Raw genomic sequence first — 25,867 nt, forward strand, 5'->3', positions numbered from 1 at the left:
GAGGATTTGGTCAGATGGATAACACCACAGCAGAGCGAGACGACAGCGGAACAGCAGCCGGACGCAGAGCGGGACGGCAGCCGGGCGACGACAGGCCCTGACCGGGCGGCACGGCGCGGCGACGGTCCACCGGCGCCCGGCTGTTGAGCAGGGCCGCTTCTGACCGACCACGGAGGTAGGGCACACCATGGCACCGAACGACAGCGCACAGAGCACCGACGAGGCGAAGGGCTTCAGCGCGGGGCGCCGGAGGGCGGCGCGCTACTTCGTCCCGGTCGCGGTGGCCGGAGTGGCGGCGGCGACCATCGGGCTCGTCCCGGCACTCGCCGCCTCCGGTGACCCCGATCTACCGAAGATCAGCGCACAGGAACTGATCGAGAAGATCGCCGCATCGGACACCGAGCAGCTCTCCGGCATGGTGAAGACCCAGACGGACCTCGGTCTTCCCGCGATCAGCGCCCTCGCTGACGGTCTGGCGTCCGAGGCGGGCGGAGCGAGCTCATCCGCCTCGCCCGACGGCAAGCTGATGGAGCTGGCGACCGGATCGCACACGCTGCGGGTCGCGATCGACGGCCCCGACCGCCAGAAGGTCTCCATCCTGGAGAAGAACGCCGAGTACAGCCTGATCCACAATGCCGGCGAGGTCTGGGCCTACGACAGCGGGTCGAACGAGGTCTTCCACGCCAAGGAGACGCACGGCAAGAAGGACGGCTCGGGCGCCGAGGGCGACGGGCCCGCAGCGGAACTGCCCACCACTCCCAAGGACTTCGCCGAAGAGGCCCTGAAGGCCGCGGGCACCACCACATCGGTGTCCGTCGACGGCACCGCACAGGTCGCCGGGCGCGACGCCTACCAGTTGGTCATCAAGCCCAAGCAGAGCGGTTCGACGATCGGTTCGGTCAAGGTCGCGGTCGATGCCAAGACCGGCACCCCGTTGAAGTTCACCCTCAACTCCAGCGGCGGCGGCAAGGCCATCTTCGACGTCGGCTTCACCAAGGTCGACTTCGCCAAGCCGGCCGCTTCCACCTTCGACTTCACCCCGCCGAAGGGCGCGAAGGTCACCGAGGCGGACGAGCTGGAGAAGCAGGCGGAGGGCACATCGCCCAAGGACATCCCCCAGGGCCTGCCGAAGGGGACGGGTCTGGACTTCCTGCCGGGCGGCGGTGGGGCCGAGGGCTTCGACGTCATCGGCGAGGGCTGGACCGCCATCGCGAAGGTCAAGGCCCCTGGCGGCGAGGGCTTCACCCCGCCCGAGGGCGAGGACGTTCCGGCCGAGGCGATGGACTTCCTGGACGCCCTCGGCGACGAGGTCAAGGGCGACTTCGGCACGGGCACCGTCTTCAAGACCCGGCTGGTCAATGCGCTGATCACCGACGACGGCGAGGTCTACGTCGGTGCGGTGACCAAGGACGCCCTGGTGAAGGCCGCCAACGCCGACAAGTAGGCCGCACGGCACCCGACGCCGACCCGGCCGGGACACGAACCCTCCGCCCCGCCGTACACCCGTACGGTGGGGCGGAGGGCTGAACGAGCGGAACGAGGAGCCGGATGACAGCAGTGATCGAGACGCACGGTCTCACCAAGCGCTATCGCGGCGGTCAACTCGCCGTCGACCGGCTCGATCTCATCGTGCCGGCGGGGAGCGTCTTCGGCTTCCTCGGGCCCAATGGCTCGGGCAAGACCACCACCATCCGGATGCTGATGGGGCTGATCGAACCGACCGCAGGCAGCGCCCATGTGCTGGGCGGGCCCATGCCGAAGGCCGTACGGTCTGTGCTTCCGCAGGTCGGCGCCTTGATCGAAGGGCCGGCGCTCTACGGATTCCTGAGTGGTCGGGACAATCTGGCGCGCTATGACTCCGCCGACCCCACCGCTGATCCCCGTACCCGCAGGGCGCGGGTGGCCGCAGCGCTCGATCGCGTGGGGCTGACCTCGGCCGCCGGCAAGAAGGCCAAGGCGTACTCGCTCGGCATGAAGCAGCGTCTGGGCCTGGCCGCCGCGCTGCTCCAACCACGCAGGCTCCTTGTCCTGGACGAACCCACGAACGGCCTCGACCCGCAGGGCATGCGGGAGATCCGGTCCCTCGTCCGCGAACTGGCCGGGGACGGGACCACCGTCTTCCTCTCGTCCCACCTCCTCGACGAGATCGAGCAGGTGTGCACCCATGCGGCGGTGATGGCACAGGGACGGCTGCTCACCCAAGGGCCGGTGGCCGAGTTGGCGGCCAGGGCCCGCGGCCGGCTCGCCGTCACCACTCCTGATCCGGTCGACGCGGCCCGCCTCCTCAAGGAACTCGGTATCACCGGAGTCAGCGTGGAAGAGGACCGGGTGACCGGTGATCCCCCCGACGGCGGCGAACTGTCCGACCTCAGCGCGGCACTCGTCCATGCAGGGGTGCGGGTACGGGGATTCGGCATCGAGCGGGCATCGCTTGAGGACGCGTTCCTCGCACTGACAGGAGAGGGTTTCGATGTCGCGGGCTGAGCACACGGGCACCGGGCGGGCCTCGATCGGCACGGCTGCCCCGGATGGGACTGCCCCGGACGGGACCGCCCCGATCGCCGCCGCATCAGCAGCGGGGCCGCACCCACGGCTGCGGACCCTCGGGATCTTCACCTCAGAGGTGTCGATGACCCTTCGACGCTGGCGCACTCTGGCCCTGCTCGCGGTGCTGGCGGCCGTACCCGTACTGCTCGGCATCGCCGTCTGGGTGGAGACCGACGGCGGCGGGGGGTCGGTGGAGAGCCAGGGTGGCGAGGGGCCCGCCTTCATCGCCCAGATCACCAACAACGGCCTCTTCCTGGTCTTCGCCGCGCTCGCCGCGACCCTCCCGGTCTTCCTTCCGATGGCGGTCGGGGTGGTGGCGGGAGATGCGATCGCGGGCGAGGCGAGCGCCGGCACCCTGCGCTATCTCCTGGTCGCTCCGGCCGGGCGCACTCGACTGCTGCTCGCCAAGTACGCCTCCGTGCTGGTCTTCTGCATGGTCGCCACCCTGGTCGTGGCCGCATCGGCGCTCGCCGTGGGAGCGCTGCTGTTTCCGCTGGGCGAGGTCACCACCATCTCCGGTACGACGATCTCCTTCGGTGAGGGGCTGCTGCGGGCGGTGCTGATCGCGGGTGTCGTCGCGGCTTCACTGGCGGGCATCGCCGCCATCGGGCTCTTCGTCTCCACGTTGGTCGGCAGTGGCATCGCGGCCATGGCGACGACGGTCGGGCTGCTGATCACCGTGCAGATCCTGGACACGATTCCGCAGCTGGACGCTCTGCACCCGTATCTGTTCCCGCACCACTGGATGTCGTTCTCGGATCTGATGCGTGAGCCGCTGTACTGGGACGAGGTGCGGCAGAACCTCGAACTCCAGGCCCTGTACGTGGTGGTGTTCGGCTCGGCGGCATGGGCGCGCTTCACCACGAAGGACATCGACAGCTGAGCCGGCGGGATTCATGCGCGGCTGGCGCGGCCCAGGCATGGACATGACTGCATACGCGCGCATATGGGTGGATGCGCACGTATGCAGTCTGTGGGGGGCGCGGTGTGGCTGGCGGCGGGGATATGGGCGGGTGGCGCCGCGGACGCGTCCTTGAGGTGGTGCAGGCCGTGGCCCTGGGCCGGGTCCTAGAAGGTCAGCTTCCAGCTGTCGATGAAGCCGGTGTCATTGGCGGCGATGTCCTGGACGCGGAGCTTCCAGTCTCCGTTCGCCGGCTCGCTGGAAGCGTTCACGGTGTAGTTGGCGATGACGTTGTCCGCCGAGTCGTTGGCGCTGGAGTTCTTGAGCCGGTAGGCGCTGCCGTCGGGCGCCACCAGATCGATGACGAGGTCACCGCGCCAGGTGTGCTTGATGTCCACACCGACCGCGAGCGCGGCAGGCGCGTTGCCGGTACGACCCGAGACGGTCACCGCGGAGGTCACGGCCGCGCCGTTGTCGGGGATCGTGACGTTGGCCGTGTTCTCGTAGGTGGTGCCAGGGGGGACCGTCGTACCGGTGGCCAGCGTCCAGATGGAGTGGGCTATCGCATCGCTGTTGCGGTCCAGCGCGGTGTCGTTGATGTTGGCGGTGGTGTCGCACGCCGAGTGGTAGCAGCGGTCGAATGCCTGGCCGGAGGTGCCGCCCCACTTCTGGGCCTGGGCCGCGGTCTTGAGCCGGCCCGCTCCGGTGAACAGTCCGCCGACCGCTATTCCCACGTTCTTGAACGACGCGTGGTCGGAGCGGCCGTCGCCCTCGGTCTCGATCTCGGTGGGGACGCCGAGGCCCGAGAAGTAGTCCTTGAAGACCTTCTCCAACGCCACGTTGTCGTCATAGACGAAGTAGCCCGGGTTCGGGGAGCCGATCATGTCGAAGTTGAGATAGCCGGAGATCTTGGTGCGCTCGGCGGCGGGGAGGCTGCTGACGTAGTGGCGGGAGCCGATCAGACCCAACTCCTCCGCACCCCACCAGCCGAACCGCAGCTTCTTGGTGGGTTGCAGACCGGCGCGGGAGACGGCGAGGGCGGTTTCGAGTATGCCGGCCGAGCCAGAACCGTTGTCGTTGATGCCTGCGCCGGAGGCCACCGAGTCGAGATGGGCGCCGGCCATCAGGACCTGGTTGGGGTCGCCGCCCGGCCACTCGGCGATCAGGTTGTAGCCGATCGCCCCGCTGGTGGTGAACTGCTGCACGGTGGTGGTGTATCCGGCGGCGTCCAGCTTCGCCTTCACATAGTCGATGGAGGCCCGGTAGCCGGGGCGGCCGTGGGCGCGGTTGCCGCCGTTGGCGGTGGCTATCGACTGGAACTGCGAGAGGTGCGCCTTCACATTGGCCAGTGGTATGTCGGGGGCTGCGAGTGCGGCTTTCGCCGGGGCCGCGGCCGGTTGGGCGATGGCGGCGGGCGCCGCGGTGGAGAGCAGCCCGGCCAGTGCCATGACGGCGACCGCGGCGGTGCGTCTGGGAACGGAGATCTTCATGTGGGGGCTCCGGTATTCCGTACGGGGACAAGACGGAACGTGCGAGCGCCTGGAGGGGGCGGTTCCAGGGCAGCTTTGGGGCGGTGGGGCGGCGGCGCTGAACCATGGGTCGCGAACGGTCTATGCAGCAGTGGCATGGAGTGACACGGAAATGCGTGGGGAGGCGCATCTCCGTGCACTGAGTGGCGCGGTGTGTGCATGAGAGTTCAGCGACTGTTCGACATACCGTCAAGGGCGGAAACCGGTCAGTTGTGTTCGAATATCGGTCTCCTGGCGGTGCTTCGCCGAGGGTGAGGTTCTGACCTGCACGCTCCTGCGGGGACGGCCGGCTGGTGTGCCCGGCCGCCCCCGCAGGGCAGGTGACGTGTTCGACCTACTGCACGCAGAACTCGTTCCCCTCGGGGTCTGTCATGGTCGTCCACCGCCCGGCGGGCTGGTCCTGTTCGGCGAGCACTGTCGCGCCCAGAGCCGCCAGTCGGGCCACTTCGGCCGCCCGGCGCTCGGCGCCCGGGTGGAGGTCCAGGTGCAGTCGGTTCTTCACCGTCTTGGCCTCCGGGACGCGCTGGAACAGCAGTCGACGGCCCAGCCCCACTCCGTTCGTCGAGTCGAAGGGGTCGTCCGGATGCCGGACGGCGGCGTAATCCAGCCATGCGTCACGGCCGTGGGCCTGGACCGTGGAGTCGGGCGGGAGTTGCCCGTACTCCCTCAGGCGCGCGATGAGGGCGCTGTGGTCCTCCCGTTCGTACCCGAGTGCCTCGGACCAGAAGTCCGCCTGGGTGTGGGGGTCTGACGCATCGATGACGAGCTTCCAGTCAAGTGTCATGAAACCAGTTATAGAGGTTACATCTGATGAGCTGCAAGCAAGTGGGGGCGCGAGTGCGCGCGTTGATGCGCGCGGTGTGAGTGGCTGGGCGAATTGGGTGTACGCGATGTCAGTGGCTCGGAGGTGCCCGCCCCGACGCCACGGGGGTGGAGGGACCGGCAGACTCATTCCAGGTGGCCCGCGACCGCGCCCGCCCTCCTGAAACCGCTTATAGTGGTTACGTGAGTGATTCCGCGCGAGGACTGACCCTGCACACGAGGGAAGGAAGCGCCTTCCGTTTCGACCCCGGCTCGCTCTGCCTTGAGTTGCTGGTCACGGGCGGCCCGGGTCCGCTCGCGCACTACGAAGTGCTGTACGAACCGGCCGATCTGGTGCGCTGGGCCAAGGAGAGCCGCCTTCCCCGCGGGCTCGATCCGGTGGTGACCCCGGCCGAGGTCGGGAGCGCACGGCTGCTGCGGGACGCCCTGCACAGGATCACCGTGGCCCGGGTCGAGAGCCGGGCACTGCCTCTCGACGATCTGGCCATCGTCAACGCCGCCGCCGCTCAGGCGCCGCCCGTACCCCGCCTCACTCCGCAGGGCGACCACGGTTGGGTCGCGGGGGCGACCGGCACCCAACTGCTGTCGGCCGTCGCCCGCGATGCCGTCGAACTGCTCACCGGCACCTTCGCCCACCGCATCCGCGAGTGCGGCGCGGGCAACTGCCGACTGCTCTTCGTCGACACGTCCCGGCCCGGTCGTCGCCGCTGGTGCGCGATGGAGCACTGCGGAAACCGACACAAGGTCCGGGCGCACCGGGCCCGGCTCCCCGACCGCCCCACATCCACCCGTCCCACATCCACCCGCCCCCTCGAACGCGATGGAGGAGAAGCCATGCCGACCGGACTGACACAGGACGCGGGCTGGCAGATCGGCGTGTCCAAGACGCTGCCGCTACCCGTCTCCGCCGTATGGGACTTCGTCGCGAGCCCCGAGGGGATCGCCCTGTGGCTGGGGGAGTTGTCGCAGGGCGCCGACCTGCCCCGGGAGAAGGGGGCGGGCTACGCGACGGTCGACGGCATCGCGGGCGAGGTACGCGGCTATCGGCCGGGCGACCGCATCCGGTTGACGTACGGGACGACGACCCTCCAGGTCGCCGTCACCTCCGCGGGCGAGGGGCGATCCGTCCTGCGGTTCCATCAGGAGCGGATGGCGGACGCACAGGAGCGCGAACACCAGCGGACCCATTGGCGATCGGTGATGGAGCGGGTGGTGGCCGTCCTATTGGCGGACTGAAGTCCCCGGGTTTTCGGGGCTGATGGCACGCCGTCACCCGCGGTGCCGTCCAGGTGGGCGAAGGCCATCGACCGTCTTCTGCCGCGTCCGGATCGCAGAAGCGCGTCACCCACATCGGGCATACGGTGCCTCGGGCCGCAGAACCACAGGAACGAGTGAGACCTTCCGTCGACCGGGCGTGTACGGGGCGGTGAACGCGAGGCTCACGAGACAGTGGGCGAATGCACTCGCGCCCCCTTCTCCTGTCCTTGTCCGCCGTCGCGTTGGTCGGTCTCACCGCGTGCATGTCCGTCTCCGCCGAACCCGCGGAGCGACCCACCGCACCCCGGGTCACCCCGGCCGGGGATCGCTCACCTCTTCCCGGCGGGGCCAGACCGACCCCGGTGGCCGTGCACGGGAAGGTGTCGGACGCCACTACCCCTGCGGGCTCGAAGCGCGCCCGCGGTGCGGAGAGCAGCGCGGCTTCCGATGCGAAGGCACGACCTGCTGGCGAGGGCCCCGCAGCAGTGCCCGCGCAGGGCGGGCGTCAGACTCCGGTGGGTCGACCGGACCCCGCGGTACCCCGTCCTGCCTTGCCCGTCGTGCCGAAGAGCGGTGCGGAGGGCGAGATGAAGCAGTTGTGCGACGCCTCCAGCGGCATCACCGACCCGGGTGTGACCGGTCTCTGCCGGGGTGCCTACGGCTGAGTCGCCCGTGCCCCACGAGTCCGCCCCGGCGCCTCGCTCACCCGGGTGAGGTGCCGTTGTCCCGAGTACCCCCGAGGACGGCAGTCTTGCCGTCGGTGTCCGTCGGCCGCTCGACCGAACAGTCGACGGGCGGCTGGGGGACCGGCAGCGGCTCCACCGCGCTCCCTCGGGCGACCAGCCGTGCCGCGGCCAACTTCGTACGCCGTGCCGCCCGTAGTGCGTCCCAGGTCAGAACGGTGAGCGCCAGCCAGACCAGTGCGAAGCCGGCCCACCGCTCGGCGGGCATGGCCTCCTTGAAGTACAGGACCCCGAGCAGGAACTGAAAGACGGGGGCCAGGTACTGGAGCAGCCCCAAGGTGGAAAGGGGCACCCGGATGGCCGCGGCTCCGAAGAGGACCAGGGGGATCGCCGTCACCAGTCCGGTGGTCGCGAGCAGGGCGATGTGCCCCGGCCCCTGGGAGCCGATGGTCGACTCGCCCCGGGCGCCGAGCCACAACAGATAGCCGAGCGCGGGGAGGAAGAGGACCGCGGTCTCCGCGGCGAGTGATTCAAGACCCCCGATGTTGATCTTCTTCTTCGCCAGTCCGTAGAGGGCGAAGGAGAACGCCAGGACGAGCGAGACCCACGGCACCTGGCCGTAGCCCACGGCGAGCACCAGTACCGCGGCACAGCCTGTGCCCACCGCCGCCCACTGGGCCGGCCGCAGTCGCTCCTTGAGGAGGAGGACGCCGATGGCGATGGTCACCAGGGGGTTGATGAAGTAGCCGAGCGAGGCTTCGACGACCCGGTCGTCGTTGACGGCCCAGATGTAGACGCCCCAGTTGATGCTGATCACCACGGCGGCGATGGTGATCAGGGCGAGCTTGCGGGGGTCGCGCAACAGGTCCCGTATCCACTTCCACCGGTTCAGTGCCAGCAGCGCGACGACGACCACCACCAGGGACCACGTCATCCGGTGGGCGAGGATCTCGGTCGCGCCCGCCGGTTTCAGAAGCGGCCAGAACAGGGGTACCAGTCCCCACATGCCGTAGGCGCCCAACCCGTAGAGCAGCCCCGCCCGCTGTTCGCCGTCCTGCTTCACGCGTCCTCCAGGTCCCTGTCCCACACCTGTTCGAAGGTACGCGCGCCCGCCCTGAACTGTCATGCCCGTATTGCCATACGGTCATGACGACTGTCGGTGCCGACGCTGCCCATCGCACGACCGGAACCGAGACGGATCCGCTCGGGCGGCGCCCCGAGACGTCAGAGGGCGTATGAAGGCATACGACCGAGAAAGGGTCGGATGAAACCGCGGGGGCCGTGCGGGCGTCGAAGGCGGCAGAGAGATCCGGGACCTGCGGCCTTCCCGGCAGGTGACGATCTTCGACGCACCTTCGGGCGCATCACGTCACCGGCCCGGTGGCCCACGGGCGGCCAAGGGCGGTCGTCCTGACCCCGGATGAGGATCCTGGCGACAATGGGGGAACGCGGTGGGGGGAACCATGGCGTACAGAAGGGCCCTGCGCACAAGTTGCGGGGTGCTGGCGTGCGCGGTGCTGTGGACCGGGTGTTCGGGCGAAGGGTCCAAGGAGCCGACCGAGACCAAGGGCGGTGGCGCATCGAGCGGAGCCGCGCCGAGCGGATCCAAGGCCCCCGCGCCAGGGCCGAGCAAGCTCGACTTCCGGCCAGACCCGGCCAAGGCCCCCAAGACCGAGGCCGATGCCAGAAGGCTCGCCGAGGCCGCGATCGCCGGCCCCGAACTCTGGGGCCCGGGCTTTGTGAAGCGCACCCCCTTCCTGAGCGCACCAGGTCACTGGCCCGTCCTCGACGACGGCTGCGTCTGGCAGGGCGGCACCCGACCGCCCGGAGTGCTCTACAGCCTCACCTCCTACAGCGAACGGCCGGGAGCGGCGGGCAAGGCCCCGCTACGGGTCGCCGCGACGATCACCGTGCACCGTGATGCCGAAGGCGCCGACTGGGAGATGGCGGACACCCTGGAGGAGGCACTGCGCTGCCCCGACCAGAAGTTGCGGGACGGCGAGCGCATCACCCATCTGATGTCCCTCGGCTCGGTCTACGGCACCGGGAACAACTTCACATCCGAGGACTCCATCGGCGAGATCGGCAAGTACCACAACGCCGCATTCGGCGGGCCGCCCCAGGAGTACGGCTGGTTCCAGTCCCGGTTGGGACAGGTCACCGTCGCCCTCGTCACCAAGGGCGCCGAGGGGTTCTCCCCCCAGGAGATCGCCACCAGCAGGATCGAGGTCATGGTGCGCATGATGGGCCGTGTGGAGAAGCAGTTGGAGGGGTCGGAATGAGCTCTTTCGAACAGCAGCCCGGCTCCCTCCAGCGCCTCCTGCCCACCGACCCCTCCACCATCGCCGGATACCGGCTGCTCGGTCGACTCGGCGCGGGCGGCATGGGCGTGGTCTACCTCGGTCGTACGGACACGGGTGAACTGGCCGCCGTCAAGGTGACCCACTCCGACCAGGCCGAAGACCCCGACTTCCGGGCCCGTTTCCGCCGCGAGGTGGAGACCGCCCGACAGGTCTCCAGCCCCTGGGCCGTCCCCGTCACCGCAGCCGACCCCGACGCCCCCGAACCATGGCTCGCCACCGCCTTCGTCCCCGGGCCCTCCCTGGCCGAAGCCATCGCCGCGCACGGTCCGCTGCCCACCCGCAGCGCGCGACTGCTCGGCTCGGCCATCGCCCGCGCGCTCGCCGCGGTCCACACGGCAGGTCTGGTCCACCGCGATGTGAAACCGGGCAACGTACTGCTCGCCGTGGACGGCCCGCGCCTGATCGACTTCGGCATCGCCCGCACCACCGGGGACACCGCGCTCACCGCCACCGACGTGGTCGTGGGCACCCCCGGCTTCCTGGCGCCCGAGCAGGCCGAGGCGCGCGGCGCCGAGATCGGCCCGCCGAGCGATGTCTTCGCGCTGGGCTGCCTCCTCGTCTACACGGTCACCGGACGCCTGCCCTTCGGCGCGGGCGCGGTGGACGCCCTGCTGTACCGCACCGTCCATGACGACCCGGACCTCAGCGGTATCGAGGACGACCTCGCCACCCTGCTCGGCGCCTGTCTGGCCAAGGATCCGCGGCAGCGGCCCACGGCCGGGCAACTCGCCGAACGGCTCGTCGAGGACGCACCGCTTGGCGCCGACTGGCTGCCCGCCGACGTCATCCGCACCATCGCCGAGCGATCCGCACGGATGCTCGCCCTGCCCGACATCGAGGAGACCCGCGCCCCCACCGCCCAGGCCGCCCCGGACCGACGCAAACTCCTGCTCGGCGCGGCGGCCGTGGTACTCGCCGCGGGCGGCGGCTGGGGAGTGTGGGCCGCACTGGGCGGCGGTGAGGACGGCAACAAGGCCGGGCCGTCACCGCGGAAGCGACAGCATGTGATCGGCGTACAGGCCGATCTCACCGGACCCCAGCAGGCGATGGGCATCGAGCAGGAGCGGGGAGCGCGCCTCGCGGTGGAGGCGTACAACACCCGCGAGGACAAGCCGTTCCCCCTGCAACTGGAGGTGGTGGACGACGCGGGGAACACCGCGGAGGCGGCCACGGTCGGCCGACGGCTGGCGGAAGACCGGGACGTCCTCGCGGTCCTCGGCTCCACCGGCGACTACACCACCCAGGCCGCACTGCCCGCCTTCAACGAGGCGAGCACGGCCCTGATGACCGTCTCGGCCGGACTGAACCTGCTGACCAGGGGCACGCCGCCGAACCCGGCGATCATCCGCACCTGTCCCTCGCACCCGATCGCGAGCTCGCAGTTGGCCTACCTCCTGCAGAGCTACTTCCTCCAGGGGAAGGTCACCGACCCGGTCCCCGGCCTCCTCCAGGACCGGGAGGACGACTCCTACGCCTGGCAGTACATCACCATGATCAACCACACCATGCGCACGCTCTACGGCTACCGTTGCCACCCCCGGGTCGTCCCCGCCGGCATCGACGCCTACGAGCCGATCATCAAGGGGATGCTGGCCGCGGGCATCGACGCCTTCGTCCACGGCGGGTTGCTGCCCTCGGCGGTGCACTGTGCCCGTGCCCTCGCCGACGCGGGGTTCGAAGGCCCCCGGGTGGGCGGACCGTATCTGCTCACACCGGAGTTCATCCGGCAGGCGGGGAAGGCCGCCGAAGGATGGGTGGTGGCGGCGCCGGTGCTCGACCCGCTGGTCCACTCACCGGCGAAGCGCTTCACCGCCGCCTACCGCAAGCGGTACGGCACCGCCCCCCGGTACTACGCGGGCGAGTCCTACGATGCGGTCTCCATGATGATCGACGAAGTGGTGCGGGCGGCCCGGGGCAGCACTCGCCCCGAACCCTCCGCGGTGCTGACCGCGCTGCGGAAGAAGACGTTCGACGGGGTCATGGGCACCTACCAGTTCGACGCCGCCGGTGACCTCAAGAATCCGAGGACCCAGCTGTACGTGGTCGAGGGCGGGCGGTTCAATCGTGTGATGGCCGCCCCGGCGAAGGACCCTGGGAAGGGCTGACCCGGCGCCGCGGCAGCCCGCGAAACGGTCCATCACGTGGACTCTGCGTATCGAGATTCGAGAAGGTGACGGATGCAGCCATTGAGGACCGGTGATCCGTCAGCGATCGCCGGATACCGGCTGCTCGGCCGACTCGGCGCGGGCGGCATGGGCGTGGTCTACCTCGGCCGGTCCGACCGCGGTGCGCTCGCCGCGATCAAGGTGATCCGGGCAGAACACGCGGCGGACCCCGGCTTCCGGGCCCGCTTCCGACGGGAGACGGAGACGGCTCGGCGGATCACCGGCCGTTGGGTCGTCCGGGTGGTGGGCGCCGACCCCGAGGCACGCGAGCCGTGGCTCGCGACGGAGTTCGTCCCCGGGCCCTCGCTCTCGGAGGCGATCGCCGTCCATGGGGCCCTGCCCGAGCACACGGTCCGAGCGCTGGGCGTCCGGCTCGCCGAAGCCCTCACCGATGTCCATCGGACGGGGTTGGTCCACCGCGATGTGAAGCCGGGCAACGTACTGCTGGCGTTGGACGGTCCCCGGCTGATTGATTTCGGCATCGCGCGCTCGGCGGGGGCGACCGCACTCACCGCCACCGATGCCATGATCGGCTCGCCCGGCTATCTCTCGCCGGAGCAGGCGAAGTTGACCGGAGGGGCCGAGATCGGCCCGGCCAGCGATGTCTTCTCGCTGGGGTGCGTGCTCGCCTACGCCACCACCGGTCGCCGACCGTTCGGCTCGGGCACGGTGGCCGCCGTCGTCTTCCGTACCGTCCACGAGGAACCGGACCTCGACGGAATCCCCCCGGCGCTGCTGGCGCTGGTACGGGCGTGCCTCAGCAGGGACCCCGCGGAGCGTCCCACGGCGGCGCAGGTCAGAGCAGCTTTGCGAGGACCAGGGGCCAAGGGTGCCGCGCCCGGTGGCCGACCCCCGACCGACGCTGTCCGGGACGCGGTGCCCGAGGCCGACGCCGTGGTGCCCGATCCCAGGGAGGCGTTCGGCCGGGCCCCGGAGACGGGAACGGACCGTGCGACGACCGATGGTGGCGAAGCCACGGGCCTTGACCGTACGAGGAGTGACGAGCCCACCGAGCCCCCTGAGCCCACCGAGCCCCCTGAGCCCACCGAACCCCCTGAGCCCGATGGGGAACTGGGCACGGCGGCGGGGGACTGGCTGCCGGAGGGCCTGCCCGCACTGATCGCGCAGCGCTCCTCGCGCGTACTCGATCTACCGGTGCCGGAACCCACGGTGGTCGTGCCTGCCCGGGGCGAGCGGCCTTCGCGCCGCCGGTTCCTGCTGTTCGGGTCGGCCGCAGCGGTGGCCACGGTCGGTGGTGCGGCGACCTGGCTCGCCAACCGCCCGTCCGACGACGACGGTACGGGGGTGAACGGCGGGCGGAAGGGCCCCTTGCCGCGTCATCTCATCGGAATCCAGACGGATCTGAGTGGACCCCACCGGGCGGACGGCCGCGCACAGGAGCTGGGCGCGCGGCTGGCGGTGGAGGCGTTCAACGCCCGCCGTGACCGGCCCTTCGACCTCGGGCTCACGGTGCTGGACGACGGTGGCGACCCCGGTCGGGCCGTGGCGGTGGCGGAACGGCTCCTGGCGAACACATCCGTGGTGGCCGGCCTGGGGCTGACGAACATCGCCGTCGTCCGGGCCGCCCTCCCGCGGTACACCAGCCGTCAACTGCCCGTCCTCAGTGTGGTCGTCGGCACCGGAACGCTCGCGCTCCTCCAGGCCCCGAGCTACTTCGAGCTCCGCCCGGTCGACAACATGCTGATCACGCCGGTCAATTGGTACTTCACACGGCGCGGCACCCGACGGGTGGCGGCCATCGAGGACGGTGCGGGCGACCAGGCGTCCTGGAACATCGTCAGGGCCCTGCGGGACATGAAGTCGACGATGGGCGATGTCGCCTTCAGCAAGATCGCGGCCGACAGCGAAGACTTCGCGTCGGTCGTCCGGGACGCCCTGGCCACCGGGCCGGACGGGGTGGTCTACGTCGGAAACTCGCCGACCCGCGCTGCGCTCGCCGCCCGGGCCCTGCGTGACCAGGGGTTCACCGGCCCGAGGGGGACTATTCAGCCCGTACTGGACCAGGCGTTCCTGACCGGGGCGGGGCCGGCGGCCGAGGGCTGGGTCTTCGGTACGACCTATGCCGACGCGACTCGATTGAAGGGCGCCGAGAACTTCTGCGCCGCGTATCGAAGGCTCGCGAAGACTTCCACGGTCGGACGCTTCGCCGTGGAGGCGTACGACGCGGTGCACTTTATCGCGCGGGGGATCGAGGAACTGAACACGGACCGGGTGCCGCGCGGCGCGTTGCAGAGCAGGTTGCGCACGCTCGCCTACCGCGGACTCGTCAAGCCCATCGCATTCCGGGCGACGACCACGATGTTCGACGAGGCAGCCGGCCGGGCGGGGATGTATCTGCACCGGATCGAGGGGGGAAGGGCCCGCTTCCTCGGTCCGTACCTCCAGGTGACCGCGGACACCTGACGGAAGAGCGGGGCGAGCCCTTGAAGGAGGGCGCTTCCGTCGGAAGCGCCCCGGCTGCCGCTCGACCAAGTGCGGCGACGCCTGTTAGCCGACCACGGTCCAGGTGTCCTTGCCCGCGAGCAACGAACCCAGATCACCCTTGCCGAGTTGTTCGGTGGCGGTGTCGAGTTGGTTGTTCATGAGGGTGTCGTAGACGGGGCGTTGGGTGCTGCGGAAGACGCCGATGGGTGTGTGGTGGAGGGTGTCGGGGTGGGCGAGGCGGGAGAGGGCGAAGGCGGTGGTGGGGTTGGGGTTGTGGGCGTCGTGGGTGAGGATGTGGGGTTCGTTTTCGGGGGTGATGGTGACGATGTCGAGGTCGCCGGTGGTGGGGTTGCGGGTGATGCCTTGGTTGTTGTCGATGCCGAAGCGGATGGGTTGGTTGTGTTCGAGGCGGATGAGGGCGGTTTGGGCTTGGTCTTTGTCTTTGAGGGCTTCGAAGGCGCCGTCGTTGAAGATGTTGCAGTTTTGGTAGATCTCGACGAGTGCGGTGCCGGGGTGTTCGGCTGCTTGGCGGAGGACTTCGGTGAGGTGTTTGCGGTCGGAGTCGATGGTGCGGGCGACGAAGGTGGCTTCGGCTCCCAGGGCGAGGGAGACGGGGTTGAAGGGGGCATCGAGGGAGCCCATGGGGGTGGACTTGGTGATCTTCCCGGTTTCGCTGGTGGGGCTGTATTGGCCTTTGGTGAGGCCGTAGATGCGGTTGTTGAAGAGAAGGATTTTGAGGTTGACGTTGCGGCGTAGGGCGTGGATGAGGTGGTTGCCGCCGATGGAGAGGGCGTCGCCGTCGCCGGTGACGACCCAGACGGAGAGGTCTTGGCGGGAGGTGGCGAGTCCGGTGGCGATGGCGGGGGCACGTCCGTGGATGGAGTGCATGCCGTAGGTGTTCATGTAGTAGGGGAAGCGGGAGGAGCAGCCGATGCCGGAGACGAAGACGATGTTTTCTTTGGCGAGACCGAGGGAGGGCATGAAGCTTTGGACGGCGGCGAGGATGGCGTAGTCGCCGCAGCCGGGGCACCAGCGGACTTCTTGGTCGGACTTGAAGTCCTTCATGGTCTGGGGGGTGGTGGTTTTGGGGACCAGGGTCAGGAGGGTGGGCTCGCTGCGGGTGGTGGTGTCAGTCATGGATGTGCTCCTTGAGGGCCGCGGCGAGCTGTTCGGCCTTGAATGGCATTCCGTTGACCTGGGTGTGGGAGTGGGCGGGGGTGAGGTAGCGGGCGCGGATGAGGGTGGCGAGTTGGCCGAGGTTCATTTCGGGGATGACGGTGTGTTGGTAGTGGTTGAGGATGGTTTTGAGGTTGGTGGGGAAGGGGTTGAGGTGGGTGAGGTGTGCTTGGGCGATGGGGTGGCCGTCGGCGCGGAGGCGGCGGACGGCTGCGGTGATGGGTCCGTAGGTGGAGCCCCAGCCCAGGACGAGGGTGCGGGCGTTGTGGGGGTCGTCGACGGTGAGGTCGGGGACGGTGATGTGGTCGATTTTGGCTTGGCGGGTGCGGACCATGTGTTCGTGGTTGGCGGGGTCGTAGGAGATGTTGCCGGTGCCGTCTTGTTTTTCGATGCCGCCGATGCGGTGTTCGAGTCCGGGGGTGCCGGGGACGGCCCAGGGGCGGGCGAGGGTCTGCGGGTCGCGTTTGTAGGGCCAGAACACTTCGGTGCCGTCGGCGAGGGTGTGGTTCGTGGTGGTGGTGAATTGAACTTTGAGGTCGGGGAGTTCGGTGAGGTCGGGGATGCGCCAGGGTTCGGAGCCGTTGGCGAGGTAGCCGTCGGAGAGGAGGAAGACGGGGGTGCGGTAGGTGAGGGCGATACGGGCTGCGTCCAGGGCTGCGTTGAAGCAGTCGCCGGGGGTTTTCGGCGCCACGATGGGTACCGGTGCTTCGCCGTTGCGCCCATACATGGCCTGCAACAGGTCGGCCTGCTCGGTTTTGGTGGGCAGCCCGGTGGACGGCCCACCGCGTTGGATGTCCACGATCAACAAGGGCAGCTCCAACGACACGGCCAGCCCGATGGTCTCCGACTTCAACGCGACACCCGGTCCAGAGGTGGTGGTCACCGCCAACTGGCCACCGAACGCCGCTCCCAACGCTGCGCCGATCCCCGCGATCTCGTCTTCCGCCTGGAAGGTGCGGACCCCGAAGTTTTTGTGCTTGGACAGTTCATGCAAAATGTCCGACGCTGGGGTGATCGGATACGAGCCCAGATACAGGGGCAGGTCTGCCTGCTGGGAGGCGGCGATCAAGCCCAGTGACAGGGCCAGGTTCCCGGACATGTTGCGGTAGGTGCCCGGGGTGAACGCCGAGGTCGCCGGGGCGATCTCGTAGGAGACCGCGAAGTCTTCCGTTGTCTCGCCGAAGTTCCAGCCCGCTCTGAACGCGGCGATGTTCGCCTCCGCGATCTGTGGCTTCTTCGCGAACTTCGACCGCAGGAATGCTTCCGTGCCCTCGGTCGGCCGGTGATACATCCACGACAGCAACCCGAGCGCGAACATGTTCTTCGACCGTTCCGCTTCCTTACGGGACAGTCCGAAGTCTTTCAACGCCTCGATGGTCAGACTCGTCAACGGCACCGGATGAACCCGGTAACCCTCCAGGGTGCCGTCGTCCAACGGTGAGGTGGCATAGCCGACCTTCGCCATCGCCCGCTTCGCGAACTCATCGGTGTTCACGATGATCTCGCCACCGAGCGGCACATCCGCCAGGTTCGCCTTCAACGCAGCAGGATTCATCGCCACCAACACATTCGGCGCATCACCCGGCGTCAAAATGTCATGATCCGCAAAATGCAACTGGAACGATGACACCCCCGGCAAAGTCCCGGCAGGCGCCCTGATCTCCGCCGGGAAGTTCGGCAACGTCGAAAGATCATTCCCCAACGACGCCGTCTCCGACGTAAACCGGTCACCCGTAAGCTGCATCCCATCACCCGAGTCACCAGCAAACCGGATCACCACCCGATCCAACCGGCGAACCTCCTTGGTGACCTCTCCGGTGGGGGCTGCGGACGAGCGTTGTCCGCCCACGAGCGCCTCGGCCGTGTTATCGGCCTCGTCGGCGTGCTCGGCTGGGCTACTGACCTGGCTGGTCACTGAACTGGACCTCCCTTTGAGGCGGCTGTTCGGTCCGACCGTCCCACCGGCCGTCCCGTGCCACCCTACGTGGGTAAGGGTGCCCTTCCCCTTACCGCTCATATGCTGGACGTCAAATTGAGACGCCCTAATGTCATAGTTTGGTATATATTGCCGGGCCGTTCCGGCAGTACAGCCGAGACGCTCCCTGCTCATCCTTTGGTTCTAGGACCGACGCCCGTTCGGCCATCTGGTAGGGCGTCAGCGCCCTGATCTCAGCGCATCTCCGACCCGGGACTAGGACCTCAGATAGGTCAGGACCGCCAGCACCCGTCGGTGATCCCCGTCACTCGGCGAGAGCCCCAGCTTCAGGAAGATGTTGCTGACGTGCTTCTCGACGGCCCCGTCGCTCACCACGAGCTGACGGGCGACCGCCGAGTTCGTCCGCCCCTCGGCCATCAGACTGAGGACCTCCCGCTCACGCGGGGTGAGGTTGGCCAGTACGTCCTGCTTGCGGCTGCGGCCCAGCAGCTGGGCGACGACCTCCGGGTCGAGGGCGGTACCACCGCGCGCCACCCGCACCACGGCGTCCACGAACTCCCGGACCTCGGCCACCCGGTCCTTGAGGAGGTAGCCCACCCCGCGGCTGCTGCCCGCCAGCAACTCGGTGGCGTACTGCTCCTCCACATACTGGGACAGCACCAGCACCCCGAGATCGGGATGGACCTTGCGCAGCCGCACCGCGGCCCGTACGCCCTCGTCCGTGTGCGTCGGCGGCATCCGGACGTCGGCGACCACCACATCGGGCAGTGCGTTCTGTGCGGCCAGCTCGCCGATCGTCTTGACCAGCGCCTCCCCGTCACCGACCCCGGCGACCACATCGTGCCCGCGGTCGGTCAGCAGCCGGGTGAGCCCCTCGCGCAACAGCACCGAGTCCTCGGCGATGACGACACGCACTCTGTCACTCACGTCCCTGTATCCCCCATGTCGATCCGTATCCCGTCCTGTATGCATCAGCATCCCAGTATCCGGACCTCAGTGCGGTCCTGGACAGCGGTGATACGGGGGATCGAGGGGATTCGGGGGCTCACGGGAGGTGTGGTGGCCTGCTGCTTCGACGCCAGCGCATTCGATGCGCCGGCGCCTGGCCGACCGGGGGATTCCAGCGGACACACCAGCAGCAGGGCGAACGGGTGACCTGGACGGTTGCGACGATTCCCGGTCGGCGACGCGTCTACCGGAGCGGTGCGGGCGGGACCGTGCCGCAAGGGCGGCGCGGGTGGGACGGATGGGGGCCGTCGGAATGCCCCGCGACCCATAGTCGGGACGAGGGGCAGACCGGTGCGCCGATCGGATCAGCGGCGCCAGGGCAGCTCTGCCGTCACCCTGGTCGGCCCGCCCACGGGGGAGTCGACGGCCAGGATGCCGTCGACGGCGTCCAGCCGTTCGGCCAGCCCGGCCAGGCCGCTGCCCGTGGAGGCATTCGCACCACCCCGGCCGTCGTCGCTGACCTGGAGCATGAGCCGCCCCTGCGACTGCCAGACGTCCACCGAGGCCCGACTGGCCTGGGCGTGCTTGCTGATGTTCTGGAGGAGTTCGGAGACCGTGAAGTAGGCGATGCCCTCAATGGCAGCCGCGGGGCGCTCCGCAAGATCCACATCCACGGCCACGGGCACCGTGCAGCGGGAGGCGACGGAGGAGAGTGCGGCGTCGAGTCCGCGGTCGGTGAGGACGGCGGGGTGGATGCCTCGGGCGAGGTCGCGGAGTTCTTGGAGGGCGATTTTCACTTCGCCGTGGGCTTCGTCGACCATGGCGGCGGCTGCGTCGGGGTCTTCGAGGAGTTTTTCCTTGGCGAGTCCGAGGTCCATGGCGAGGGCGACGAGGCGGGCTTGGGCGCCGTCGTGGAGATCGCGTTCGATGCGTCGGAGATCGGCTGCGGCGGTGTCCACGACCACCCCCCGGTCCGACTCCAACTCCACCACCCTGGTCGCCAGCGAGGAGGGGCCCAGCAATCCGCTGACCATCACCCGGTCCACATAGGAGAAGCCGCGGATCATCCATGCCGAGACCAGGACGACCGCAAGCCCTGTCCCCGAGGCCATCGCGATCTCCAGCGGAGTATCGAGGAACAGACTCCGCTCCTCGGAGCCGGAACCGTCACCGTAGAGCTGGATTCCGGGCTGGTCCCCGAATGTGGGCAGGGTCCACTGCCACAGCGGGTACAGCAGCAGTGTCCAGCCGGTGATCCAGAACGTGGTGAGCACGACGAACGAGATCAGGGCCCACGGGAAGTGCAGCACCGCGTAGAGCAGGTTCCGCCAGGACGTGCCGCTCTTGAGGACCGCGCCGACCCAGGCCAGCATTCCGTTGGACCGGGGGCGCAGCGGTTCGGGGGCGGCCACGTCATGGTGCAGCAGTGCCCGGGCCCGGCTGCGCTCCAGCGCTCCGAAGCCGCGGCAGCCGGCCAGCGCGGCGGCCAGCACCGGAATCCCGATGAACGTCACCAGCAGTCCCGCGCCCAGCGAGAGGGTGGTGATCGCGAAGGCGAAGAGGAGGGCACTGATCGGCAGGCTCAGCAGGTGGTAGCCGTACTCGCGCCAGGTGCGGCGCTCGAACGGGGCCCGCAGGGCCGAGGGGACGATGGAGTTCCGGTCGTGCTCGTGCCGGTCCCGTCGTTCCGGTCGGAAGTCGGTGGCCATGGGCGTCATCCGTTCTGCGCTGCGGGCTGTCATGACATCAAGGGTGCTGGGGCCGGGGGCCGCACACCATGAGGACGGTTGCCCTCTTGACCCGGGGGTTTTCCCCACCATGCCGGGCGGCGCGGGTATGGCCTCCGTGCCCGAAAACCCTCCCGGTGGGCGCCGCGGACCTCTCCGGAGCGCGCCGTACGGGCGTGGCCCCCACGCGCTTGTCCGCGCTGCCCTGTCTCGTACCGAAATCGGTATGGGCCGGTATGGACTGGTGGGGACCGGTGTGAAATCGGTGGTTTAAGGACACCCGTCCTGCTGGACTTGTGGGCCACCCCCTCGGGACGACATGCCTAACGGGTGCGGGTGCGGGTGCGGGTGCGGGTGCGGGTGCGGGTGCGACGGTGAGCGCGGGTGCGGGCGATCATCGCTGCGGTGTCGTACGGACGCGCCAGGGGATCTCCACCGTCACGTTCGTCCCCCCACCAGCCGGGGAGTCCACGATGAACAATCCGTCCACCGCGTTCAGCCGTTCCGCCAGCCCGGCCAACCCCGTACCGCCGTCCAGGCGGGCACCGCCCCGGCCGTCGTCGCTGACCTGGATCAGCAGTCGGTCGGCCGACTGCCAGACGTCCACCGCCGCTTGGCGGGCCTGGGCGTGCTTGCTGATGTTCTGGAGGAGTTCGGAGACGGTGAAGTAGGCGATGCCCTCGATCGCCGGCGCGGGTCGTTCGACGAGTTCCACGGACACCTTCACCGGGGCCGTGCAGCGGGAGGCGACGGAGGAGAGTGCGGCGTCGAGTCCGCGGTCGGTGAGGACGGCGGGGTGGATGCCTCGGGCGAGGTCGCGGAGTTCTTGGAGGGCGATTTTCACTTCGCCGTGGGCTTCGTCGACCATGGCGGCGGCTGCGTCGGGGTCTTCGAGGAGTTTTTCCTTGGCGAGTCCGAGGTCCATGGCGAGGGCGACGAGGCGGGCTTGGGCGCCGTCGTGGAGATCGCGTTCGATGCGTCGGAGATCGGCTGCGGCGGTGTCCACGACCACCCCCCGGTCCGACTCCAACTCCGCGATCCGACGCTCCAGCTCATCGGACGGCGACAACAGGCCGCGGACCACGGCCCGGTCGGCGAGGGTCAGCCCCCGCGCCATGTAGGGCAGCACCGGCCAGAGGACGAAGAGACCGACGAGGGCGATCGTGAAGGTGATCACGCTCCAGGGCAGCCGGATGGCGGAGAACAGCACCGTCCGCCAGGCGACCGGGTCCTTCAAACTGATCCACAGCCACGCCAACATCCCCTCCCCGCGGTGCGCCCCGTTCAACGAACTTGGCTCCTCCACCTGCACCCCGAGGAACATCCGGGCCCGCGCTCGCTCGAACTTGCCGATCAGCCGGGCCCCGGCCAGCGCGAAGGCGAGGAACGGCAGCCCGACCACCGTCACCGACAATCCCGCACCCACAAAGATTGTGAACGACACATAAACAAATCCGATGAGCGCCGCCGGTAGGTTGAGCAGGAGATAGGCGATCTCCTTCCACGTGTGGAGGGGGAAGGCGAAGCCCACGGGCGGCAACTGATCGTCGGTCTGCGTGGGCGGGGCGATGGAGGAAGCGGTGCTGCTCACGGTCATACGTGTCAGCCTGCCTGGCCGGATAGGCCGGCGCCATGGGGTTGCCCGGGTGGGACGTAGGTGGGGATAACCCCACCTACCACGGGGCGTGACTGCTTGGGGTCCGTTTGGCAGGGCCTAGACTCCCGTGCGTACACCACACGGCTCGTCGACGATTCCAAGGCGTCGCGGCAGTAAACGCGGCCTTCGAAGGTCGACTAGGCGGACGAGGCCCAAGAGGCCAGGGAGCGAGGAGCGGACGTGACGGAACCGACCGTGACCACGCTCGCAGCCAGTTACTACGAGAGCTACACGGTCGTCGGGCTGCTCGCCCTCGTCGGCGTGCTGTTCGTCGCGGTGGCCTTCGGCGCCGGACGGCTGCTGCGGCCGGTCGTGCCCACCCCCGAGAAACTCATGACATACGAGTGCGGCGTCGACCCCGTCGGCGAAGGTTGGGCGCACACCCAGGTCCGCTACTACGTCTATGCGTTCCTGTACGTCATCTTCGCCGTCGACTCGATCTTCCTCTTCCCCTGGGCCACGATCTTCGCCGCCCCGGGGTACGGCGCGACGACGCTCGTGGAGATGTTCATCTTCCTCGGCTTCCTGGCCGTGGGACTGCTCTACGCATGGAAGAAGGGCGTCCTGACATGGACGTGATCCCGGAGTCGCTTCCCGAGCCGCGCCGGCTCGGCATCCTCTCCCGGCTGGCTCCCGAGCCCATGAAGGTCGTCCTCAACTGGGGGCGCCGCTACAGCCTCTGGGTCTTCAACTTCGGGCTCGCCTGCTGCGCCATCGAGTTCATCGCGGCTTCGATGGCCCGCCACGACTTCATCCGGCTCGGGGTCATCCCGTTCGCGCCGGGTCCGCGCCAGGCGGATCTGATGATCGTCTCCGGCACGGTCACGGACAAGATGGCACCCGCGGTCAAGCGGCTCTACGAGCAGATGCCCGAACCCAAGTACGTCATCTCCTTCGGCGCCTGCTCCAACTGCGGCGGGCCCTACTGGGACTCGTACTCGGTGACCAAGGGCGTCGACCAGATCATCCCGGTCGACGTCTATGTGCCCGGCTGCCCGCCGCGGCCGGAAGCGCTGCTCCAGGGCATCCTCAAACTTCAGGAGAAGATCGCCCGGGAGTCGCTGGGCGAGCGCTACGGCACGGGGTCGGGCGCTCAGGCTTCGACCGCCGCACTGCGCAGCGGGCTCGTGTCCGCGCCCCCGGTGCCCGCAGCCGGCACCGAGACTGACACTGACACCGGCACGGCTGGTACGGCCGGAACCGAGACTCCCGACACCACGGGTACGACCGGAACGGACGGGGCCACGGGCTCGACCGGGGGTGCCCGGTGACCGGGTACGACCGCCTCCCGGACGGTGTCGCGGAACTCTTCGGCCCGGACGCCACCGCTGAATCCGCCTACGAACTCCTGACCGTCGACGTACCCCCGGCCTCATGGATCGCGGCCCTGGAGATCGCCCGCGACCAACTCGGCTGCAGCTACTTCGACTGGTTGAGCGCGGTGGACGAACCCGGCACCGGCTTCCGCATCTGCGCACATGTGGTGGCGCTCGGCGGCCCGCCGCCGGCGGCGGACGAATCCGGGGCCGAGGCGCAGGCTCCGCCCGCGCATGGATCCCCGGGTGGGATCCAGGTGCGCAGGCTGATGCTCCGCACGACCGTTCCGCACGACGCACCCGTCCTTCCCACCGCCCGCGAGGTGTACGCGGGGGCGGACTGGCACGAGCGCGAGACCCACGAGATGTTCGGCGTGGAGTTCACCGACCACCCTCACCTGGTGCCGTTGTTGCTGCCCGAGGGGTTCGAAGGCCATCCGCTGCGCAAGGACTTCGTCCTCGCCGCCCGGGTCGCCAAGGCATGGCCCGGGGCGAAGGAACCTGGCGAGTCCGAGCACGGGGGGCCCAAGCGGCGGCAGATGCTTCCGCCCGGCGTGCCCGACCCCAACGAGTGGGGCCCGCTCAAGGGCCAGCTGCCTCCCGCACCGGCCCGGCCGGCGCGGGCGCCACGAGCTGCGGGCGCCGCGGCCGGGGAACGCCCGGCCCGTCGCGCTCGCACGGTGGGGGAGGGTTCGACGAGCCAAGCGGCCGGCGCGGAGGGCACGGCAGCTCCGGCCCGACGCTCCAGGAGCGTCGGCGAGGGGTCTGCGAGCCAGGCCGCGCAACGGCCCGACGCGGCATCCGACGCGAGCCGGACCAGGCCAGCGGGGGAAGCGGCAGCTGGCGCTGCTAGGTCGGCGCCAGCAGGGGAAGCGGCAGCCGGCGCGGGTAGGTCCGCGCCCGCAGCACCGCCCACCGGTGCGCCCGCCTCCGATGGACCCGCCACTGGTGCGCCCGCTTCCGATGGACGTGCCGCTGGTGCGCGAGGCGCCGATGGACCCGCGCCGTCGGCCGGTACCGCCGAGGCTGCGGCAGGGTCCGCTCCGGAGCCGGGGAGCACCCCGGCTGCTCGAAGCGCGGACGCACCCTGGCACCACGCCCGTCCGGCGTTCGACTCTTCCCAGGCCACCGAGAACACGGACGCGACGGACGCGACGGAGACGACCGCCCCGTCTGCTGGGGATGCCGGGGCTATCGGGACCGTCGCGGCACAAGGCGCCAGCGCGACCGGCTCGGCTGACGGGGCCCAAGGCGCCGACCCAGCGCCGGGTACGGACGAGGCCGCCACGAAGTCCGGCCCACCGCAGGAAGGGACCGACCCGGACAGCGCCACCGGAAGCAAAGCGGGCCCGGCCGAGAAACCCGGCCAGGACGACGAGCCCGGCCCTCAGCAGCCAGATGACACCACAGATCCCGGAGGCGACCCCGAGTGAACGACGCTCTCGACGTCGCCATCCGACTGCTCATCGTCTTCGCCGTGTTCATGGTCTTCCCGCTCGTCATCGGGCAGACCGAACACAAGGTGATGGCGCACATGCAGGGCCGCCTCGGTCCGATGTACGCGGGTGGTTTCCACGGCTGGGCCCAGCTCGTCGCGGACGGGGTGAAGTTCGTCCAGAAGGAAGACATCGTTCCGGCCGGTGCCGATCGACGGATCTTCCAGTTCGCCCCCGCCGTCGCCCTGCTGCCGTACCTCCTCGTCCTGCTGGCCATCCCGATCGGCCCGGGCGAGGGCGCCGTCGGCCAGGTCATCGACGCGGGCATCTTCTTCGTCATGGCGGTCATGGGCGTCGGAGTCCTCGGCTCCCTGATGGCCGGCTGGGCTTCGGCCAACAAGTTCTCCCTGCTCGGCGGATTGCGTACGGCGGCACAGCTCCTGGCCTACGAACTGCCGATGCTGCTGACCGCCGCCTCTGTCGCCATGGCCGCGGGCACCGTCTCGCTGACCGGCATCCTCGATGCCTTCGAGTGGTGGTGGCTGCCCTGGCAGATCGTGGGCGCCATCGTCTTCTTCGTCGCGGGGCTCGCCGAACTGCAACGGCCGCCCTTCGACATGCCCGTCGCCGACTCGGAGATCATCTTCGGCGCCTACACCGAGTACACCGGTCTGCGTTTCGCGCTCTTCCTGCTGGCCGAGTACGCGGGCATCGTCGTCCTCTGCGGTCTGACCACGGTCCTCTTCCTCGGCGGCTGGCACGGCCCGATGGGGGCGGACGGACTCGGCTGGGTCTGGACCCTGCTCAAGACCGCCGTCCTCGCATTCATCGTCATCTGGCTGAGGGTGAGCTATCCCCGGATGCGGGAGGACCAGCTCCAGCGGCTCGCCTGGACCACCCTCGTCCCGCTCGCCCTCGCCCAGATCGCTCTCACCGGCATCGTGAAGGTGGTGATCTAG

At 69.3% G+C, this 25,867-nt stretch carries 20 protein-coding genes and 1 pseudogene; 13 read left to right on the forward strand and 8 right to left on the reverse strand.

Going from position 1 to position 25,867, the window contains the following annotated elements; genetic code table 11:
• Nucleotides 1–187: 187 nt before the first annotated feature.
• The 3 genes from OID54_RS22240 (at nt 188) to OID54_RS22250 (ending at nt 3,430) form a co-directional block, all read left to right on the forward strand.
• A complete protein-coding gene (locus OID54_RS22240) occupies nt 188–1,444 on the forward strand; it encodes a LolA family protein (RefSeq protein WP_329022046.1) in 1,257 nt (418 codons plus the stop codon).
• Between the two features lie 104 nt (nt 1,445–1,548).
• On the forward strand, nt 1,549–2,484 hold the full coding sequence (locus OID54_RS22245) for an ABC transporter ATP-binding protein (protein WP_329022050.1): 936 nt from the start codon (nt 1,549–1,551) through the stop codon (nt 2,482–2,484).
• Nucleotides 2,471–3,430 (forward strand): ABC transporter permease, encoded by a 960-nt coding sequence (locus OID54_RS22250; RefSeq protein ID WP_329022052.1) that lies wholly within the window; start codon nt 2,471–2,473, stop codon nt 3,428–3,430. The genes OID54_RS22245 and OID54_RS22250 overlap by 14 nt, the downstream gene beginning before the upstream one ends.
• Nucleotides 3,431–3,615: 185 nt before the next feature.
• On the opposite strand, the gene OID54_RS22255 is transcribed toward OID54_RS22250, so the two are convergent.
• Both OID54_RS22255 and OID54_RS22260 read right to left on the reverse strand, forming a co-directional pair.
• Nucleotides 3,616–4,938 (reverse strand): M28 family metallopeptidase, encoded by a 1,323-nt coding sequence (locus OID54_RS22255; protein ID WP_329022054.1) that lies wholly within the window; start codon nt 4,936–4,938, stop codon nt 3,616–3,618.
• A gap of 373 nt (nt 4,939–5,311) precedes the next feature.
• The gene (locus OID54_RS22260; RefSeq protein WP_329022055.1) at nt 5,312–5,761 is read right to left on the reverse strand and encodes a VOC family protein; all 450 of its coding nucleotides are present in this window, start codon (nt 5,759–5,761) and stop codon (nt 5,312–5,314) included.
• Between the two features lie 347 nt (nt 5,762–6,108).
• On the opposite strand from OID54_RS22260, the pseudogene OID54_RS22265 reads away from it, so the two are divergent.
• The 3 genes and pseudogenes from OID54_RS22265 to OID54_RS22275 form a co-directional block, all read left to right on the forward strand.
• A pseudogene (locus OID54_RS22265) lies at nt 6,109–6,504 on the forward strand (CGNR zinc finger domain-containing protein); the annotation flags it as partial.
• A gap of 129 nt (nt 6,505–6,633) precedes the next feature.
• A complete protein-coding gene (locus OID54_RS22270) occupies nt 6,634–7,035 on the forward strand; it encodes an SRPBCC domain-containing protein (protein ID WP_329027709.1) in 402 nt (133 codons plus the stop codon).
• 221 nt (nt 7,036–7,256) lie between these two features.
• On the forward strand, nt 7,257–7,721 hold the full coding sequence (locus OID54_RS22275; RefSeq protein WP_329022057.1) for a hypothetical protein: 465 nt from the start codon (nt 7,257–7,259) through the stop codon (nt 7,719–7,721).
• A gap of 37 nt (nt 7,722–7,758) precedes the next feature.
• On the opposite strand, the gene rarD is transcribed toward OID54_RS22275, so the two are convergent.
• A complete protein-coding gene (rarD, locus tag OID54_RS22280) occupies nt 7,759–8,802 on the reverse strand; it encodes an EamA family transporter RarD (protein WP_329022059.1) in 1,044 nt (347 codons plus the stop codon).
• Nucleotides 8,803–9,202: 400 nt separating this feature from the next.
• Between rarD and OID54_RS22285 the strand changes: the two genes are divergently transcribed.
• The 3 genes from OID54_RS22285 to OID54_RS22295 all read left to right on the forward strand — a co-directional run bounded on the left by OID54_RS22285 (nt 9,203) and on the right by OID54_RS22295 (nt 14,691).
• On the forward strand, nt 9,203–10,021 hold the full coding sequence (locus OID54_RS22285; protein WP_329022061.1) for a hypothetical protein: 819 nt from the start codon (nt 9,203–9,205) through the stop codon (nt 10,019–10,021).
• Nucleotides 10,018–12,207: a bifunctional serine/threonine-protein kinase/ABC transporter substrate-binding protein gene (locus OID54_RS22290; RefSeq protein WP_329022063.1), complete on the forward strand. Its 2,190-nt coding sequence runs from the start codon at nt 10,018–10,020 to the stop codon at nt 12,205–12,207. The genes OID54_RS22285 and OID54_RS22290 overlap by 4 nt, the downstream gene beginning before the upstream one ends.
• 72 nt (nt 12,208–12,279) lie before the next feature.
• The gene (locus OID54_RS22295; protein ID WP_329022065.1) at nt 12,280–14,691 is read left to right on the forward strand and encodes a bifunctional serine/threonine-protein kinase/ABC transporter substrate-binding protein; all 2,412 of its coding nucleotides are present in this window, start codon (nt 12,280–12,282) and stop codon (nt 14,689–14,691) included.
• Between the two features lie 84 nt (nt 14,692–14,775).
• On the opposite strand, the gene OID54_RS22300 is transcribed toward OID54_RS22295, so the two are convergent.
• The 5 genes from OID54_RS22300 to OID54_RS22320 all read right to left on the reverse strand — a co-directional run bounded on the left by OID54_RS22300 (nt 14,776) and on the right by OID54_RS22320 (nt 22,096).
• Nucleotides 14,776–15,849 carry a 2-oxoacid:ferredoxin oxidoreductase subunit beta gene (locus tag OID54_RS22300; RefSeq protein ID WP_443055660.1) on the reverse strand — a complete coding sequence of 358 codons (1,074 nt, stop codon included), beginning with the start codon at nt 15,847–15,849 and terminating at the stop codon, nt 14,776–14,778.
• Nucleotides 15,842–17,803 carry a 2-oxoacid:acceptor oxidoreductase subunit alpha gene (locus OID54_RS22305; RefSeq protein WP_329022067.1) on the reverse strand — a complete coding sequence of 654 codons (1,962 nt, stop codon included), beginning with the start codon at nt 17,801–17,803 and terminating at the stop codon, nt 15,842–15,844. The genes OID54_RS22300 and OID54_RS22305 overlap by 8 nt, the downstream gene beginning before the upstream one ends.
• A 276-nt stretch (nt 17,804–18,079) precedes the next feature.
• Nucleotides 18,080–18,739 (reverse strand): response regulator transcription factor, encoded by a 660-nt coding sequence (locus OID54_RS22310; protein ID WP_329027715.1) that lies wholly within the window; start codon nt 18,737–18,739, stop codon nt 18,080–18,082.
• A gap of 398 nt (nt 18,740–19,137) precedes the next feature.
• Nucleotides 19,138–20,481 (reverse strand): sensor histidine kinase, encoded by a 1,344-nt coding sequence (locus OID54_RS22315; RefSeq protein WP_329027716.1) that lies wholly within the window; start codon nt 20,479–20,481, stop codon nt 19,138–19,140.
• A gap of 412 nt (nt 20,482–20,893) precedes the next feature.
• The gene (locus OID54_RS22320) at nt 20,894–22,096 is read right to left on the reverse strand and encodes a sensor histidine kinase (RefSeq protein ID WP_329022070.1); all 1,203 of its coding nucleotides are present in this window, start codon (nt 22,094–22,096) and stop codon (nt 20,894–20,896) included.
• Nucleotides 22,097–22,336: 240 nt separating this feature from the next.
• Between OID54_RS22320 and OID54_RS22325 the strand changes: the two genes are divergently transcribed.
• From OID54_RS22325 to OID54_RS22340, 4 genes are read left to right on the forward strand one after another with little or no spacing between them, the layout of a single operon-like run.
• Nucleotides 22,337–22,735: an NADH-quinone oxidoreductase subunit A gene (locus OID54_RS22325; RefSeq protein WP_329022073.1), complete on the forward strand. Its 399-nt coding sequence runs from the start codon at nt 22,337–22,339 to the stop codon at nt 22,733–22,735.
• A complete protein-coding gene (locus tag OID54_RS22330) occupies nt 22,726–23,427 on the forward strand; it encodes an NADH-quinone oxidoreductase subunit B (RefSeq protein ID WP_329022075.1) in 702 nt (233 codons plus the stop codon). Before OID54_RS22325 ends, OID54_RS22330 begins: the two co-directional genes overlap by 10 nt.
• Entirely contained in the window at nt 23,424–24,905 is a 1,482-nt protein-coding gene (locus OID54_RS22335) for an NADH-quinone oxidoreductase subunit C (RefSeq protein ID WP_329022078.1), read from the forward strand. Before OID54_RS22330 ends, OID54_RS22335 begins: the two co-directional genes overlap by 4 nt.
• Nucleotides 24,902–25,867, forward strand: coding sequence for a complex I subunit 1/NuoH family protein (locus OID54_RS22340; protein ID WP_329022081.1), 966 nt, complete (start codon nt 24,902–24,904; stop codon nt 25,865–25,867). The genes OID54_RS22335 and OID54_RS22340 overlap by 4 nt, the downstream gene beginning before the upstream one ends.

Source organism: Streptomyces sp. NBC_00690 (genome assembly GCF_036226685.1).
Classification (GTDB): domain Bacteria; phylum Actinomycetota; class Actinomycetes; order Streptomycetales; family Streptomycetaceae; genus Streptomyces.

Coding starts and splice junctions, on each gene's coding strand:
- OID54_RS22240 (WP_329022046.1), top strand. CDS start 188: ATGGCACCGAACGACAGCGCACAGAGCACCGACGAGGCGAAGGGCTTC.
- OID54_RS22245 (WP_329022050.1), top strand. CDS start 1,549: ATGACAGCAGTGATCGAGACGCACGGTCTCACCAAGCGCTATCGCGGC.
- OID54_RS22250 (WP_329022052.1), top strand. CDS start 2,471: ATGTCGCGGGCTGAGCACACGGGCACCGGGCGGGCCTCGATCGGCACG.
- OID54_RS22255 (WP_329022054.1), bottom strand. CDS start 4,938: ATGAAGATCTCCGTTCCCAGACGCACCGCCGCGGTCGCCGTCATGGCA.
- OID54_RS22260 (WP_329022055.1), bottom strand. CDS start 5,761: ATGACACTTGACTGGAAGCTCGTCATCGATGCGTCAGACCCCCACACC.
- OID54_RS22270 (WP_329027709.1), top strand. CDS start 6,634: ATGCCGACCGGACTGACACAGGACGCGGGCTGGCAGATCGGCGTGTCC.
- OID54_RS22275 (WP_329022057.1), top strand. CDS start 7,257: ATGCACTCGCGCCCCCTTCTCCTGTCCTTGTCCGCCGTCGCGTTGGTC.
- OID54_RS22285 (WP_329022061.1), top strand. CDS start 9,203: ATGGCGTACAGAAGGGCCCTGCGCACAAGTTGCGGGGTGCTGGCGTGC.
- OID54_RS22290 (WP_329022063.1), top strand. CDS start 10,018: ATGAGCTCTTTCGAACAGCAGCCCGGCTCCCTCCAGCGCCTCCTGCCC.
- OID54_RS22295 (WP_329022065.1), top strand. CDS start 12,280: ATGCAGCCATTGAGGACCGGTGATCCGTCAGCGATCGCCGGATACCGG.
- OID54_RS22300 (WP_443055660.1), bottom strand. CDS start 15,849: ATGACTGACACCACCACCCGCAGCGAGCCCACCCTCCTGACCCTGGTC.
- OID54_RS22315 (WP_329027716.1), bottom strand. CDS start 20,481: ATGGCCACCGACTTCCGACCGGAACGACGGGACCGGCACGAGCACGAC.
- OID54_RS22320 (WP_329022070.1), bottom strand. CDS start 22,096: ATGACCGTGAGCAGCACCGCTTCCTCCATCGCCCCGCCCACGCAGACC.
- OID54_RS22330 (WP_329022075.1), top strand. CDS start 22,726: ATGGACGTGATCCCGGAGTCGCTTCCCGAGCCGCGCCGGCTCGGCATC.